Annotated in this window: 14 protein-coding genes and 1 riboswitch; of the genes, 4 read left to right on the top strand and 10 right to left on the bottom strand. The window is 76.3% G+C overall.

The genetic code is table 11. The features are described from left to right. Entirely contained in the window at positions 1 to 609 is a 609-nt protein-coding gene (locus tag ACK586_RS21965) for a TetR/AcrR family transcriptional regulator (RefSeq protein WP_409332643.1), read from the top strand. Positions 610 to 639: 30 nt separating this feature from the next. Here ACK586_RS21965 and ACK586_RS21970 read toward each other — a convergent pair whose 3' ends face one another. After that, positions 640 to 1,404: a lysophospholipid acyltransferase family protein gene (locus ACK586_RS21970; protein ID WP_409332644.1), complete on the bottom strand. Its 765-nt coding sequence runs from the start codon at positions 1,402 to 1,404 to the stop codon at positions 640 to 642. A gap of 114 nt (positions 1,405 to 1,518) precedes the next feature. On the opposite strand from ACK586_RS21970, the gene ACK586_RS21975 reads away from it, so the two are divergent. Together ACK586_RS21975 and ACK586_RS21980 are read left to right on the top strand one after the other, a co-directional pair. Then, positions 1,519 to 2,325 (top strand): alpha/beta hydrolase, encoded by an 807-nt coding sequence (locus ACK586_RS21975; protein ID WP_409332645.1) that lies wholly within the window; start codon positions 1,519 to 1,521, stop codon positions 2,323 to 2,325. Next, on the top strand, positions 2,322 to 2,999 hold the full coding sequence (locus ACK586_RS21980) for a DUF308 domain-containing protein (RefSeq protein ID WP_409332646.1): 678 nt from the start codon (positions 2,322 to 2,324) through the stop codon (positions 2,997 to 2,999). The genes ACK586_RS21975 and ACK586_RS21980 overlap by 4 nt, the downstream gene beginning before the upstream one ends. Positions 3,000 to 3,011: 12 nt before the next feature. Here ACK586_RS21980 and ACK586_RS21985 read toward each other — a convergent pair whose 3' ends face one another. The 4 genes from ACK586_RS21985 to ACK586_RS22000 are packed head-to-tail and all read right to left on the bottom strand — an operon-like array spanning position 3,012 to position 6,011. Next, positions 3,012 to 3,974 carry an ROK family protein gene (locus ACK586_RS21985; RefSeq protein ID WP_409332647.1) on the bottom strand — a complete coding sequence of 321 codons (963 nt, stop codon included), beginning with the start codon at positions 3,972 to 3,974 and terminating at the stop codon, positions 3,012 to 3,014. Position 3,975: 1 nt separating this feature from the next. Next, positions 3,976 to 4,428 carry a hypothetical protein gene (locus ACK586_RS21990; protein ID WP_409332648.1) on the bottom strand — a complete coding sequence of 151 codons (453 nt, stop codon included), beginning with the start codon at positions 4,426 to 4,428 and terminating at the stop codon, positions 3,976 to 3,978. Next, positions 4,425 to 5,573 carry an ArsA family ATPase gene (locus tag ACK586_RS21995; protein WP_409332649.1) on the bottom strand — a complete coding sequence of 383 codons (1,149 nt, stop codon included), beginning with the start codon at positions 5,571 to 5,573 and terminating at the stop codon, positions 4,425 to 4,427. Before ACK586_RS21995 ends, ACK586_RS21990 begins: the two co-directional genes overlap by 4 nt. A 6-nt stretch (positions 5,574 to 5,579) precedes the next feature. Continuing rightward, positions 5,580 to 6,011, bottom strand: a complete 432-nt coding sequence (locus tag ACK586_RS22000) for an SRPBCC family protein (RefSeq protein WP_409332650.1) — start codon at positions 6,009 to 6,011, stop codon at positions 5,580 to 5,582. Between the two features lie 157 nt (positions 6,012 to 6,168). Here ACK586_RS22000 and ACK586_RS22005 point away from each other — a divergent pair, with 157 nt between their 5' ends. Further along, positions 6,169 to 7,962 carry an AMP-dependent synthetase/ligase gene (locus ACK586_RS22005; protein ID WP_409332651.1) on the top strand — a complete coding sequence of 598 codons (1,794 nt, stop codon included), beginning with the start codon at positions 6,169 to 6,171 and terminating at the stop codon, positions 7,960 to 7,962. Between the two features lie 61 nt (positions 7,963 to 8,023). On the opposite strand, the gene ACK586_RS22010 is transcribed toward ACK586_RS22005, so the two are convergent. The 5 genes from ACK586_RS22010 to ACK586_RS22030 all read right to left on the bottom strand — a co-directional run bounded on the left by ACK586_RS22010 (position 8,024) and on the right by ACK586_RS22030 (position 14,109). Continuing rightward, complete coding sequence (locus ACK586_RS22010) at positions 8,024 to 9,163, bottom strand: glycosyltransferase family 4 protein (protein WP_409332652.1); 1,140 nt, start codon at positions 9,161 to 9,163, stop codon at positions 8,024 to 8,026. Next, a complete protein-coding gene (locus tag ACK586_RS22015) occupies positions 9,160 to 10,425 on the bottom strand; it encodes a M48 family metallopeptidase (protein ID WP_409332653.1) in 1,266 nt (421 codons plus the stop codon). Before ACK586_RS22015 ends, ACK586_RS22010 begins: the two co-directional genes overlap by 4 nt. 131 nt (positions 10,426 to 10,556) lie before the next feature. After that, positions 10,557 to 11,549: a C40 family peptidase gene (locus ACK586_RS22020; RefSeq protein ID WP_409332654.1), complete on the bottom strand. Its 993-nt coding sequence runs from the start codon at positions 11,547 to 11,549 to the stop codon at positions 10,557 to 10,559. 127 nt (positions 11,550 to 11,676) lie between these two features. After that, positions 11,677 to 11,851, bottom strand: a riboswitch (cyclic di-AMP (ydaO/yuaA leader). A gap of 184 nt (positions 11,852 to 12,035) precedes the next feature. Continuing rightward, positions 12,036 to 12,341: a hypothetical protein gene (locus ACK586_RS22025; RefSeq protein ID WP_409332655.1), complete on the bottom strand. Its 306-nt coding sequence runs from the start codon at positions 12,339 to 12,341 to the stop codon at positions 12,036 to 12,038. Between the two features lie 67 nt (positions 12,342 to 12,408). Beyond that, positions 12,409 to 14,109 carry a D-alanyl-D-alanine carboxypeptidase family protein gene (locus ACK586_RS22030; RefSeq protein ID WP_409332656.1) on the bottom strand — a complete coding sequence of 567 codons (1,701 nt, stop codon included), beginning with the start codon at positions 14,107 to 14,109 and terminating at the stop codon, positions 12,409 to 12,411. Between the last annotated feature and the right edge of the window lie 338 nt (positions 14,110 to 14,447).

Genomic DNA, 14,447 nt, shown 5'->3' on the forward strand with positions numbered 1-14,447 from the left:
GTGGCTCCCGCCGCACCCGGGCGCTCCCGGCGCCGGTCGGCCGGCGACCGCCGGGCCCAGCTGGTCGCGATCGGCCTGGAGCTGCTGCCCACCACCCCGGTGCAGGAGCTGACCATCGACGAGGTGGCCCGCCGGGCGGGGATCAGCCGCAGCCTGCTGTTCCACTACTTCGCCAGCAAGCGCGACTACTACACCGCCGTCACCCGCGCGGCGGCCGACGTCCTGCTCGAGCACCTGGCGCCCCGCACGGGGCCGCCGGGCCGGGGGCAGGCCGCCGGGATGCTCGAGCGCTACGTCTCCTGGGTGGAGACCTACCGCGAGGCCCACCTGTCGTTCGTGCGGGGCGCCGCGGCCGGCGACCCGTGGGTGGCCGAGGTCTACGAGGAGACCCGCGAGCAGCTGGTCGACGTCACCCTCGCCGCTCTGGACGTCCCCGACGACGAGCACCGCCGGCAGCTGGTCCGGGCGTGGTTCGCCTTCACCGAGGACCTGGTGGGCCAGTGGGTGCGGCAGCCCACCCTGGCGCGGGCCGATCTGGTCGACCTGCTCCGCGACCTGCTGGACGGGCTCCTCGCCCCCCGACCCGCCGGGCCGCAGCCCGGGCCCTGACCGGGCCCCGGCCCGACCCCTGGCCGGGTCTCAACCGGCCAGCGCCTCCGGCGCCCGGTCGCCGGCCTCGCTCGCCGGGGGCTGCAGACGACGGACCGCCTCGGAGGCGCTCACCCCGCCGGAGTTCATCGACTTCTTCACCTGGGCGCCGTACACGTCGACGTACTCCTGGCCCGAGAGGGTCATGACCTCGTACATGATCTCGTCGGTGATCGAGCGCTCGACGAAGCGGTCGCCGGCGAGGCCCTCGTAGCGGGAGAAGTCCAGGGGACGCCCGAACCGCACGCAGACCTTCGGGAGGTACCGGCCGACGAGCGGGATCCGGCGGGGCTCGTACGTCATGGCCACGGGGACGACGGGGACGCCCACCTCCAGCGCCATCCGCGCCACCCCGATCTTGCCGCGGTAGAGCCGGCCGTCCGGCGAGCGGGTGCCCTCCGGGTAGATGCCCAGCAGCCGGCCGTCGTGCAGGATCCGGGCCCCCGTGCGGATCGCGTCCTCGGCGGCCGAGGCGCTGGACCGGTCGATCGGCACCTGACCGGCCCCCGAGAAGAAGGCGCGCTGCAGGAAGCCCTTCACCCCGCGGCCGGTGAAGTACTCCTGCTTGGCGAGGAAGGTGACGCGGCGGCGCAGCTGCAGCGGCATGAAGATCCAGTCCGCGGCCGCGAGGTGGTTGCTCGCGAGGATGGCCGCACCCGAGCGCGGCACGTTGTCCACGCCCTCGGCCCGGGGCCGGCAGACGAGCGTGACCCAGGGCCCGATCGCCACGAACTTGAGGAACCAGTAGAACAACACGCCTCCCTCGGGAACTGTCAGACTAGGGAGCCGCGCGGGTGAACGACAATCCGCCCGCCTCCGTTTCACGACACGCCGGCCCGACGGCACGGCCACTGCACGCCGAGGAGACCCGTGCCCCCCACCCCGCCGCCGCCCGGCGCAGCGACCGTCGTGGCCGGCGCCGAGCCGTTCGCCTTCCCCGGCGGGCCCGGCGGCGCGGGCACCGGCGTCCTGCTCGTCCACGGGTTCACCGGGTCCCCGTTCAGCATGCGGCCGTGGGGTGAGCACCTGGCGGCCGAGGGCTTCGCCGTCCGCGCGCCCCTGTTGCCCGGACACGGCACCCGCTGGCAGGACTGCAACCTCTCCACCGAGCAGGACTGGGTCGCCGCGGTGTCCGGCGCCCTCGACGAGCTGCGGGCCGAGTGCGACCGGGTGGTCGTCGCGGGCCTGTCCATGGGCGGCACGCTGGCGATCCGCCTGGCCGAGCTGCGCCCGGACGACGTCGCCGCGCTCGTCCTGGTCAACCCCTCGCTGCTCACCGAGCGACTGGACGCCAAGCTGCTGCCCGTGCTGGCGCGGCTGACCCCGAGCTGGAAGGCGATCGCGAACGACGTCAAGAAGCCCGGGGTCGACGAGCGCGCCTACCCCAAGCTGCCGACGCGCGCCGTGCTCGGCCTGCGCCGGCTCTGGACGGCCACCCGCGCCGACCTCGCCCGCGTGAGCGCCCCGCTGCTGGTCTTCCGCAGCGTCACCGACCACGTCGTCGAGCCGGCCTCCGTACGGGTTCTGCTGGCCGGGGTGGGCAGCGCCGACACCACCGAGGTGCTGCTGGAGGACAGCTACCACGTGGCCACCCTCGACAACGACGCGCCGATGATCTTCGAGCGGTCCGTCGCGTGGATCCGCGAGCGGGTACCGGCGTCCGGGGCGCAGACGTGACCACGCCCCGCCGCGGCCGCCGGGACAACGGCCTGGACGCCACGCTGTGGTCGCCGCTGCGCGATGTCGACCCGCGGGTCGGCGAGCACCTGCTCGACGTCCTGCGGGAGGCCGGCATCGCCGCGTACCTGGAGCCGGCCACCGACGTCGGCCCCTACACCCGCACCGTCTTCCTGCCCAGCCCGCCCAGCGACCGGCTCTTCGTCGACCGGGCACGGGTGGGCGAGGGTCGCGACCTCGTCGAGCAGCACGGCGACGAGCACGCCCCGGAGCGCACGGCTCCGCGGGCCGCCCGCGGCGAGGTCGACGAGGACGCCGAGTGGGCGCGGATCGTCTCGGCCTACGAGGCGGAGAACGGCCGGGCCGTGGTCGACCGCGAGCCCGCCGACGCACCGCCGCCGGCACCGCACGAGATCCCGGTGCTCGACCGGCCCGAGGAGCACTTCGAGCCCCCGCCCCCACCCCCGGTGGGCGTGCCGTCGCCGAACTCGCTGTACGCCGGCCTGCTCATCGCCGCGGGCGCGCTGCTCATCGTGGCGCCGGGCGCGGTCGGGCTGACCATCGACATCGGCCTGGTGCTGGGCGTCGCGGCCGTCCTGGGCGGCGTGTTCATGCTGGTGTCCCGCATGCGCGAGCGATCCGTCGACGACGGGGACGACGGGGCCGTCGTCTAGCGGGAGGTCCGATCAGGCGCCCGCCGCCCGACGCGCGAGGTCGGCGGCCCCGACCAGGCCGGCGCGGGCGCCGAGCACGGCGGCGACCACCTGCGGGCCCGGGCGGAACCCCCGGCCCGGCAGCGCCCGCTCGAGGCGCTCCCGCGCCGGGGCCAGGACCGCCTCGCCGAGCACGCCGACGCCGCCGCCGATGACGACGACGTCGGGGTCCAGGACGGCGGCGAGGTCGGCGATGCCCTGGCCGAGCCAGTGGCCCACGTCGGTGATGAGCTCCTGCGCCAGCGGGTCCCCCGCCCCGGCGGCCTCGGCGACGTCCTCGCCGGTGAGCACGTCGGCCCGGCCTCCGGCCCGCTCGAGCAGGCCGGCGGCGGCCGCCGGTGAGCTGCGCGCGACCTCCCGCGCGGTCCGGGCGAGGGCGGTGCCGCTGGCGTACTGCTCCCAGCACCCGCGGTTGCCGCACGCGCACAGCCGCCCCTCGGGGACGACGCGCATGTGGCCCCACTCCCCCGCCACCCCGTGGGCGCCCCGCTGCAGCCGGCCGTCGAGCACCATCCCGCCCCCGATGCCGGTGCCCAGCGTGATCATCAGCGCCAGCCGGGCTCCCCGCGCCGCACCGAAGCGGTACTCCGCCCAGGCCGCCGCGTCGGCGTCGTTGCCCACCCACAGCGGCAGGGGCAGCCGCCGGGCCAGGTCACGGCGCAGCGCCGTGTTCCGCCAGGCCAGGTGCGGGCTGAACAGCACCGTGTCCCCGGACCGGTCGAACCAGCCGGCCGCGCCCACCCCGACTCCGACCGGCGGCGCGCCGGCTCGCCCGGTCAGCTCCTCGACGACGGCGACGATCGCGGCCTCGGCCTCGGCCGGCGATCCGCCGGGGGTGGCCCGCCGGGCCGTGGCGACGACGGTCCCCTCGGCGGTGACCAGCCCACCGGCGACCTTGGTGCCGCCGATGTCCACGCCGACGGCGGGCGGGCCCACCTCAGGCGATCTCGATGCGCTGCACCACCGCCGCGGCGGGGCCCTCCGCGCGCTGCGGGGCCGCCGGCCCCCCGGCGGACGATCCCCGGGCGGACGCCGTGCCGGCCGGCGGCTCCTCGGCCGGCGGCTCCCCGGCCGGCGGCGCCCCGGCCGGGGGTCCACCGCCAGGGGGGTCCCGGGCCGGACCGGCCGGCTCCGCGGCGAGCGCCCGCAGGGCCGCGGCCGCGGCGACGAGCGCGTCGGCCAGCGCCGCGGTCACCTCCGGCCGCTCGCCGCGCAGGACGGCCGCGGCCTGGCACAACGGGCACCAGCGGCAGTCGGTGCCGTGCCCCGGCTGCGCCCCGGGACCGCCGGGGTCGTCCCCGCGGGCGGCCGGTGCCGCGCTCGCCAGCGACTCCCCCAGCCCGGCGGCCAGCCGCCGTGCCTGGTCCAGCCAGTCGTTCCCCGGGCTCATGCCGTGCTCCCCTCGGCGGCCAGCAGGTCCGCCGGCCACTGCTGCGGATCGGGTGCGAAGTCGACCTCCAGCCGCGCCGCCGCGGTCCCCGCGTCGGCCAGCGACCCGCCGGTCACGACGCAGCGGCGCAGCAGCGGGTCCAGCCGCAGCGACCGGCGGGCTCCGGCCACGGTGACGACGAGGTCGTCGTCCCAGCGGGTGAGCTCCAGGGCGCCGCGCCGCGCGAAGGGCAGCGGGACGGTCAGCCGCCAGCCGCCGGGGACCCGGACCGGCGCGGGGACCGCGAGCGACGCCCCGGCCGGCACGGCGTCGGCGGCGAGCAGGGCGGCGAGCTCCTCGGCCCCGGCGGGCGCGCCGGCCCGTTCCGGGACCGGCGCCACGGGGGCGAGGTCGGCGAGGTCGGCCAGGCAGCGCTCCTGCTCGGCCAGGCGCGCCTCCCACCACGGGCCGCCGCCCTCGGGCAGGACCCGGGTGTGCACCACCGTGGGGCGCTGACCGTGCAGGGCCAGGACCGGCAGCGCCTCGCGGACGGCGGCGACGGCGGCCTCCCGCGGCTGGACGACCAGCCGCAGCTCGGTGGCGCGCGGGTCGGCGAGGTCCACCCGGGAGAGCAGCTCCTCGACCGCGGGGACCGCGGCGAGGGCGGCGTCCACGGGGCCGGGACGGACGGCGCCGGTGCGCACGGCGGCGGTGCGCACCGCGCCCAGCATCCGCAGCCGGGTCGGCAGCACCTGGCCCAGCCACCAGCGCAGGCCCGCCGGGAGGGCGAGCAGGGTGAGCGCGGACTCCAGCGGCCCGGCGTCGACCACCACCACGTCGGTCCCGCCGTCGGACAGGGCACCGGCCAGCTCGGCGAGCAGCGCCACGTCGGCCGCGCCGGGCGGGGCCACGACCGACGAGGACGGCGGCACCGGCACGTCGGGGAGTGCGGCGGAGAGCACCGGGCCGACCGACCCCCACAGCCCCTCGAAGGACCGCTGCGGGTCGGCGGTCACCACGCGCAGCCCGTCAACGTCCCCCACCGGTCCCGGCCGGCGGGACAGCAGCACGGTGCTCCGGCCGGCCCGCGCGGCGCGGACGGCCAGGGCCGCCGACACCGTGGAGGAGCCGGACCCGCCGGGGCCGGTGACGAGCACGGTGGCCACGCCGGGTCAGCCCTCGACGCGCTTCTTGAGCTCCTTGAGCGCGGTGTCGAGGATGACCTTCTCCGCCTTGCGCTTGATCATCCCGAGCATGGGGATCGAGAGGTCGATCGTGATGGCGTACGTGACCTCGGTGCGCCCGTCGGTCTCGGCCAGCGTGTAGGAGCCCTCCTGGCGCTTCTGCATCTGCCCCTTCACCAGCCGCCAGGACACGCGGCGGTCACCCTCCCAGGTGTAGTCCAGGACGTAGTCGTCCTTGACCGCCCCGGCGTCGAGCACGAAGTGGACCTGCCGGGCTCGGCCGTCGGGCCCCGTCTCGAGGACCTCCACCCGCTTGGCCGCCGCGACCCAGGTGGGGTAGGCGTCGAAGTCGGCGATGACCGCCATCACGTCGGCAGCGGGGGCGTCGACGACGATCGACTGGGTGGACTGGTCGGCCATGCGGAGCAGGCTAACCGCTCGGGTGCCCGCTGCCGTGCCCGAGACCGCCTCGGCTACTCACGGGTAGGCGTCACCGACTAGATTTGCAGGCCGGACGCCCCACCGGGGCCGACCGGGCGACGGTGCCCGGGGTGCGGTGCGGCAGAGAGGACCAGGCGTGCGCGAGTTCAGTGTCCCCGCGACGACCGAGGTGGGCCCGGACGAGGCCCTGCCCGACATGCTGGCCGAGAACGTCGCCGAACACGGCGACGAGGTCGGCCTGCGCATCCAGCGGGCCGGCCGCTGGGAGGACGTCACCTGGCGGGAGTTCGGCGAGCAGGTCCGCGGCGTGGCCAAGGGCCTGATCGCCGCCGGCGTCCAGGCCGGCGACCGGGTCGCCCTGCAGGCCAAGACCCGCTACGAGTGGACCGTCGTCGACTTCGCCATCTGGACCGCGGGCGCCGTCGTCGTCCCCGTCTACGAGACCTCGAGCCCCGACCAGGTGGCGTGGATCCTCGCCGACTCCGGCGCCACCGCCATGATCGTCGAGAAGGCCGAGCACGCGGCGGCGGTCGACTCCGTGCGCGACCAGGCATCCGCCCTGGGCCCGGTCTACGTCATCGACGACGACGCCCTGGGCACGCTGACCGCGGCCGGCGCCGAGGTCCCCGACAGCGAGCTGGACGCCCGCCGGGCCACGCTGCGCGCGGACAGCCTCGCCACGCTGATCTACACCAGCGGGACGACGGGCCGGCCCAAGGGCTGCGAGCTCACGCACGGCAACTTCCTGTTCGAGATCGGCAACGGCATGAGCCTGCTCGACCGGTTCATGAACGTGCAGGGCTCGCTGCTGCTGTTCATCCCGCTCGCGCACGTGCTGGCCCGGGTCATGCAGGTCGGCGCGGTGAAGACCCGCACGGTCATCGGGCACACGCCCGACGTCACGAACCTCGTCGAGGACCTCGGCGCGTTCCGGCCGACGTTCGTACTCGCCGTCCCGCGCGTGTTCGAGAAGGTCTTCAACCAGTCGAAGGCCAAGGCCGAGGCCGCCGGCAAGGGCAAGATCTTCGACCGGGCCGCGCAGGTGGCGATCGACTGGTCCCGCGCCCAGGACACCGGCGGCCCCGGGCTGGCGCTGCGGGCCCAGCACGCGCTGTTCGACAAGCTGGTCTACGGCAAGCTGCGGGCCGCGCTCGGCGGCCGCTGCCTGGGTGCGATCTCCGGCGGGGCCCCGCTGGGCGAGCGGCTCGGGCACTTCTTCCGCGGTGTCGGCGTGACCGTCTACGAGGGCTACGGCCTCACCGAGACCACCGCCGCCGCCTCGGTGAACCACGACGACGCGCTGCGGATCGGCACCGTCGGCCGGCCCCTCCCGGGCGTCGCGTTCGCCATCGCCGACGACGGCGAGATCCTCATCCGCGGCGGCGTCGTCATGCGCGGCTACTGGAAGAACGAGCAGGCCACGGCGGAGGCCATCGACGCCGACGGCTGGTTCCACTCCGGCGACATCGGCGAGATCGACGCCGACGGCTTCGTCAAGATCACCGGTCGGAAGAAGGAGATCCTGGTGACCGCCGGCGGCAAGAACGTCGCCCCGGCCGTCCTGGAGGACCGGCTGCGCGCGCACCGGCTGGTCAGCCAGTGCATCGTCGTCGGTGATCAGCGCCCCTTCATCGGCGCGCTGATCACCCTCGACCAGGAGGCACTGCCCCTGTGGCTGGAGTCCAAGGGGAAGCCGGCCGACACCGGGCTCGACGCCCTGGTCGACGACGCCGACGTGCGGGCCGAGCTCGACGCGGCGGTGGCCGAGGCCAACAAGGCGGTCTCCCAGGCCGAGGCGATCAAGAAGTACCGGGTGCTGACGACCGACTTCACCGAGGACAACGGGATGCTGACCCCCAGCCTCAAGCTGAAGCGCAACGTCGTCCTCAAGGAGTTCGGCGCCGAGGTCGAGTCGATCTACTCCCGCTGAGCCCGCCGAGGCACCCGAGGCTCTCCCCACGTCCCGCGCGCCGGGACGTGGGGAGAGCCTTCTACGCCCGGAGTCCGTCCGGCTCCAGGACCTGGGCGAACGTGTCCGCGATCCGGGTCCAGGACCAGCGCTGCTCGACCCACGCCCGGCCCTCCCGGCCCATCGCCCGAGCCCGCGCCGGATCGTCGAGCAACCCGGCCAGCACGTCGGCCACCCCGTCGGCCGATCGCGGGTCGGCCACCACGTGACCGGTCACGCCGTCCCGCACCGCCTCCGGGGCTCCGCCGGAGGTGCCGGCCACCACGGGCAGCCCGCAGGCCGCGGCCTCGAGGTAGACCATGCCCAGCCCCTCGACGTCCAGGCCGGCGCGCCGCGTCCGGCACGGCATGGCGAACACGTCGCCGGCGGCGTAGTGGGCCGGCAGCTGGTCCGGGGGCACGGGCCCGGTGAGGACGACCGAGGCGCCGAGACCCCGCGCCGCGACCGCCCGCCGCAGCGCCGCCTCCTCGGGCCCGCCGCCGACCAGCAGCAGGCGGGCACCGGGATGGCGCGCCAGCACCCGCGGCCAGCCGGCCACCAGCACGTCCTGGCCCTTGCGGGCGACCAGCCGAGAGACGCACACGACGACGGGCGCCTCCCCCAGCCCGTGGCGGCGGCGGACGACGGCGCCGTCGGCGGCCGGGGAGAACGCCTCGACGTCCACCCCCGGGGACAGCTGCGCCATGCGGACCCGCCCGCGCAGGGCCGGCGCCAGCCGGCCGCCGGTGTACTCGCTGATGTAGGTCAGCACGTCGAGCCCGCCGGCGATCCGCCGCATCAGCTGCCGGCCGCCGGGCACGGCCACCCAGCCGGTCTCGTGGCCGTGCGTGATGCCGACCTGGTGGCGCACCCCGGCCGAGCGCAGCGCCGGCGCGAGGAGTCCCAGCGGAGCGGCGGCGCCGAAGACCGCCGTGTCGCACCCGTACCGGCCGGCGAGCTCGACGGCCGCTCGCGCCGTCGCACGGGTGGGCAGCAGCATGGCGGTCGGACGGCGGACCACCGGGTAGGGCAGCGCCGCGTCGTGCTCCTCCCAGCCCGGCGAGCGCGAGGCGAGCACCACCAGGGAGTCCGGCGGCCGCCGGGCCAGCAGCGCCGCCACGAACGTCTGGATGCCGCCCTGCCGGGGCGGGAAGTCGTTGGTGACGACCAGGGTGCGGCTCACGGCCGGTCCGCCCGCAGCCAGTCCTCGGCGAAGGCGATCCGCTGCGCCGAGGTGGGATGCGAGCCGAAGAACCAGTGCCAGGCCGCGGGCGGGTCGGGGTCGGAGAGGTTGGTCGAGGCCAGCCGCCGCTGCATGTCCACGAAGGCCTGCGCGTCGCCGGTGAGCTCCAGGGCGTGCAGGTCGGCACGGCGCTCCACCTGACGCGACACGAGGTTCTGCACCGGTGTGGCCAGCAACGTCCCGACGGACACCAGCAGCAGCACCAGAGCCACGACCCGCCCGTCGCGCGGGGACTCGACGCCGGCCCGGCGCAGCAGCCGCGGCGAGGTCAGCAGCCAGCCCAGCAGGCAGACGGCGCCGGCGGCACCCAGCGCGCCCATCAGCGTCCCGGTGAGCACGTCGTCGGTGGCCACGTGCCCGAGCTCGTGCGCCACGATCGACTCGATCTCGGCGTCGGGCAGCCGGGTGAGGACCGTGTCGTAGAGGACGATCCGGCGGGTGCCGCCGAAGCCGGACACGTAGGCGTTCAGCGACGTCGTCCGCCGGGAGGCGTCGGACACCAGCACGTCCTCGACGGGAGTGCCGTTCTCCTCGGCCAGCGCCAGCAGGTCGGTGCGCAGCTGCCCGGCCGGCAGCGGCTCGAAGGTGTTGAAGGCCGGCTCGATGACGACCGGGTAGAGGAACGAACCGACGACGACGAGGCCCGCGGCCGCCCCGGCCGCCCAGGCCCACCAGGTCCGCGGCGCCCGCCGGACCAGCCACACGAGCGCGAGCAGCGTCAGGGCCGTGAGCGCCGCGTCGATGGCCAGCGAGACGACGACGTCGCGGCCCCACAGCGGCCAGCTGCGGGTCGACAGCCCGTAGCGGTGCCGCACCACCTCGCCGTAGACGCTGATCGGCAGGGTGACCAGCCGGCCGACCGCCAGCAGCGCCACGGTGCCGAGCACCACCTGCCAGGCCCAGCCGCCGCCCAGCGGCCGCGCCACGGCCTGCACCAGCCGCGCGCCCAGGGGGGTGAGGCCGAACACGGCCGACACCGCGAGCCCGAGCACCAGTGCGGCGAGCGACGCCGGCCGGATGGCGCTCGCGAAGGCCTCGGCCCGCTCGACGGCCGCGGCGGGCAGGCCGGCGCCGGGGTCGGGCGCGGTGGGCCCGCCGGGGACGTCGGGCAGCAGGGTCCAGGGCGTCCGCAGGACCACCACGAGGACGAAGGCCGCACCGAGGACGACCGCGGCCACGAGCGCGGCCCGGCGGGCGGACACGTCCCGAGCTTAGAAGAGGACCCGGGCGGACCGCCCCGACCGGCGCCGCGCCCGCCACGACGCGGGCCGGTGACCCCCGAAGGGGTCACCGGCCCGGTCACGTCGGCAGCCGGAGTGCGGGGCGCGCCGGCTCAGAGGATGCGGCGGACGGCGGTGATGCCGCCCATGGAGTCCACGCTGACCACCTTGACCGGCTGGCCCGAGGTGGAGGCGTGGACCATCTGGCCGTTGCCGATGTACATGGAGACGTGGCTGACCGGGCTGTAGTAGAAGATCAGGTCGCCCGGCTGCATCTCGGCCCGCGAGACGGCGGTGCCCATCTGCGACTGCATGCGGCTGGAGTGCGGCAGGCTGACGCCGGCGGCGGCGTAGGCGTACTGCGTGAGGCCGGAGCAGTCGAAGGCGTTCGGCCCGCCGGCCCCCCAGACGTAGGGGTCCCCGACCTGGGCCAGCGCGGTGTCGACGGCCACCTGGGCGGCGCCGCTGCTCGCCACCGGGCGGGCGACCGCGGCGGGGGCGACGGGCTCGCCCGTGCGCACGGTCTGGGCCTGCTGCACCTGCGCCTGCTGGGCCGCGGTCAGCTCGTCGTACTGCCGCTGGTAGTCGGCGATGTCGGAGTGGAGCGCATCCTCCTGGGCGCTGAGGTCGTCGAGCGTCTGCCGGGCGGCGACCTCCGCGGCCTCGGCGTCCGCCTCGGCCTGCTCGGCCTGCTCGGCCGCCGCCGACACGTCGTCCAGCACGCCGGTGGTGTGGCCGGAGATCTGGTCGAGCATCGCCAGGCTGCTCACGAAGTCCTCGGCGGAGTCGCTGGTCATCAGCAGGTTCAGCGTGGCCAGGCTGTCGTCGGCTCCGGTGTAGGCGCTGCGCGCGACCTGGCGGATCTGCCCGTCGAGCGCGTCCAGCTGTTCCTGCGTGGTCGCCAGCTCCTGGCGCGCGGCCTCGACGGCGAGGCGCTGCAGGGCGAGCACCTCGCGGGCCTCGTTCACCTGCTCGGTGACCGCCTCGAGGCGGTGGCTGGCCTCGGCCACCAGCTGGGCGGCCTGCTCGGGGGTCGTCGCCGCCTCGGGGTCTGCCAGGGCGGTACCCGGGAGGGCGGTGACGACCAGGGCGGCCGTGGTCCCCACCAGCAGCCCGCGGCCGAGCCGGCGGGGGCGGGAGGGACGCTGGTCCCCGGCCGGGAGACCGGGGTGGAACTGTGCTCGTGCATGCCCCAGGGCAGGGCGAGGCGTCGCCACGGTCGGCGGCTCTCCGTTCTTCCTCAGCAACCGCCTACCGAGTTAGCTGACGGGTTCGGGCTGGGAAGACGTGCCCTATCTCTGCGCGCCGCGGACGGCGCGTGCACGCCGGCGGGGCCGGCGCGCACGAGAACTCACCCCAGTGCTGCGGTGGGTCCCCGGCTCACCTCGGTCCCGGGCGCCCCCGGAGGTGGCGCCCGAGCCTGCGGTGACTCGGCGGTGTCCGGCCGAGGTCGCCCCGCGCGGGGCGACGACCACCCGGTCGGACGCCGGACACGGTACGGCCGTGATGCAGATGTGACAAACGCGGGAGGCGTGGATTGTGGGAATCGACACGTTCAGCATGCTCGCCACTCCGGTGCGTCACCACCGCGGTCAGCCGATCCGGCGGCGGCCCCCCGGCGTCTCCTCGGGCACGGCCCGGTGCCGCAGCGGGGGCACCAGGCCCCCCTCGGCGAGCGCCCGGACGGCGCGGCGCTCCACCTCGTCGAGCTCCACGACCACCCCGCCCGGGGTGGTCGTCGTCGCGGACTCCTCCTCGGGGGCGCCCGGACGGCGGGTCATCGGCACCACGGCCGGATCGGTGCCCTGCCAGCCCGGCGGCGCGCCGAGCAGCACCGTCACCACGCAGTCGGCGCAGCCGGTACCGCGGGCGGTGCAGGTGTCGCAGTCGATGAGCATGGCCGCTCTCCTCCCGGTCCTCTCGTCGGTCGGGCGCGACGCTAGGCACGCCCTCCGACAGTTCCGGTCAGGTCCCGGCGTACTCCCAGTGCCACGGCTCCTCCCGGCCGTTCCCCGGATCGGCCCAGGTGGGGTGCAGCCAGCCGAACCGGCCCGCGTTGGCCACCATCCACTGGTACTGCGCGGTGCCGAAGGTCTGGACGCCGCCGCACAGGTCGACCGCCAGACCCCAGCCGTGGTTGCTGGTCCCGGGCACGGCCGCCAGCGCCGGCTTCTGCCCGTACAGCCGGACCTGGCTGGCGTAGGTCCGGTAGGAGTCGGTGATGCACAGGGGCGTGCCGAACGCGGAGGCGAAGGCGGCGCTCATGGCGCGGTAGGCCGCGGCCGCGTCGCAGCGCAGCGCGTGGGCCGCGACGCCGATCTCGCAGAGCGCACTCGGCGGGATGAGGCCGTTGGGGTAGCCGCCCCACGACCGCGCGCCGTCGAAGCTCGGCGGGTACACGGTGTTGCCGCACTGCACCTCCAGCGCGCCACCGGTCGGCCCGGGGGCCGGCTCGGCCGGTCGCTGCCCGGTGCTCGGCCGGCCGATCACGAGCACCTGGTCCATCGGCAGGGAGCGCACGACCACCGCGCCGGCCCGGGCGTCGGCGGCCAGCATCGACCGGGTGTCCAGTGCCAGGCCCACGTGGCCCAGGCCGGCCTCCGGCGTCCCGAGGAAGACCAGGTCTCCCGGCAGAACGTCCTCCTTCGCGATCGGCCGGGTGACGGCGAAGAGGCCGGCCTGGTCGGCCGGGAGGTCGACGCCGGCCGCCCCGTAGGCCGACCGGACCAACGACCCGCAGTCGAAGGACTCCGGCCCGGTGGTGCCCGGCGCGTAGGGCAGGCCCAGGGAGTCCATCGCCGTGCTCACCGCGGTCAGCACCTCACGGGGCAGCACCAGCAGCGACGTGGGCTGGCGCGGCAGCTGCGCGGCCCCGGCCTGCGCACCTCCGGACACCGAGCCGACGGGGACCAGCCCGGCGGGCAGCCCGGCGACCGGGTCGAGCAGCTGGGCGGCGGGAGGGGCCTGGACCCCGGCGGCCACGAGCTCGTCCAGGTAGGCACGCCAGTTCGCCGCGGTCTGCTCGTTGACCCGCACCTGCTCCTGCTGCAGCTGCGCCAGCTGTCGGTCGACGTCGCCGAGGGCGGCGTCCAGCTCGCCGGTCACCTCGGCCGCCGCCGCCTCCAGCGCCCGGACCTCCGCCGCGACCCGATCGGCCCGCGCCTGCGCCTCGGCCAGCGCCGCGGCGGCGCGGTCGCGCTCGGTGACCGCGGCCCGCCGCTGCCGCTCGGCCGCGGTCACCACCGCGGCGGCGTGCGCGTCGACGGCCTCCAGGTAGCCCATCGCGGCCACGATCTCCCCCGGGTCCCCGCCGGTCAGCAGGAGGGTCAGCGGGGTGAGCGCGCCGCCGTCGCGGTAGATCGCGGAGGCGTACTCCGCCACCACCTGCTGGTACCCGAGCAGCTCACCCTCGAGGTCGGCGACCGCGGCCTCGGCCTGCCGCGCGGCGTCCTGCGCGGCGGACAGCGCCCCCTGCGCGGCCATCACCTCGCCCTGGCGCGCCAGCAGGTCGGCCTGGACCTCCGCGGCCCGGCGCTGCAGCTCGTCCAGCGCCTCGCTGTCCAGCACGCCGGAGGTGCCGCCGGGCTGGTCGCTCGGGTCCGCCGCGGCCGGCCCCGGAGGCGCGGCGAGGGCGACCACGACCGCGGCCACCCCGGCGAGGAGCACCGACGGACGGCGGGGGCGCCTTCGGCAGCGCTGGGGCATCGGTCACCTCTCCTGCGGCGGGGTCGTCGGCGACCCCGACGGGATGGTGTCCCGTCCCACGCCCCTGCGCCACCCCGACCTGGGGGTTCGTCCGCCCGGGGGACACCCCCGGGCCGGAGGGTCGACCGTCCGGCGGCGCGCCGTGCAGCCGGTGCGTCGGCGTGGCTCGGCGGGGACTGTCGGTGCCCCGACCTACCGTCCGCCTCAGTGTCAGGGTGCTGAGCACCGCACCGGCTGGTTGCGGTGGTTGGGATCCTGGCCAGTGGTGATCTGGCTCCTACCGTCCGTGCCGCTCCCGA

The organism is Trujillonella humicola (assembly GCF_046233715.1).
GTDB classification, from domain to species: domain Bacteria; phylum Actinomycetota; class Actinomycetes; order Mycobacteriales; family Geodermatophilaceae; genus Trujillonella; species Trujillonella humicola.

Coding starts and splice junctions, on each gene's coding strand:
- ACK586_RS21990 (WP_409332648.1), bottom strand. CDS start 4,428: ATGAGCCCGGGGAACGACTGGCTGGACCAGGCACGGCGGCTGGCCGCC.
- ACK586_RS22000 (WP_409332650.1), bottom strand. CDS start 6,011: ATGGCCGACCAGTCCACCCAGTCGATCGTCGTCGACGCCCCCGCTGCC.
- ACK586_RS22025 (WP_409332655.1), bottom strand. CDS start 12,341: ATGCTCATCGACTGCGACACCTGCACCGCCCGCGGTACCGGCTGCGCC.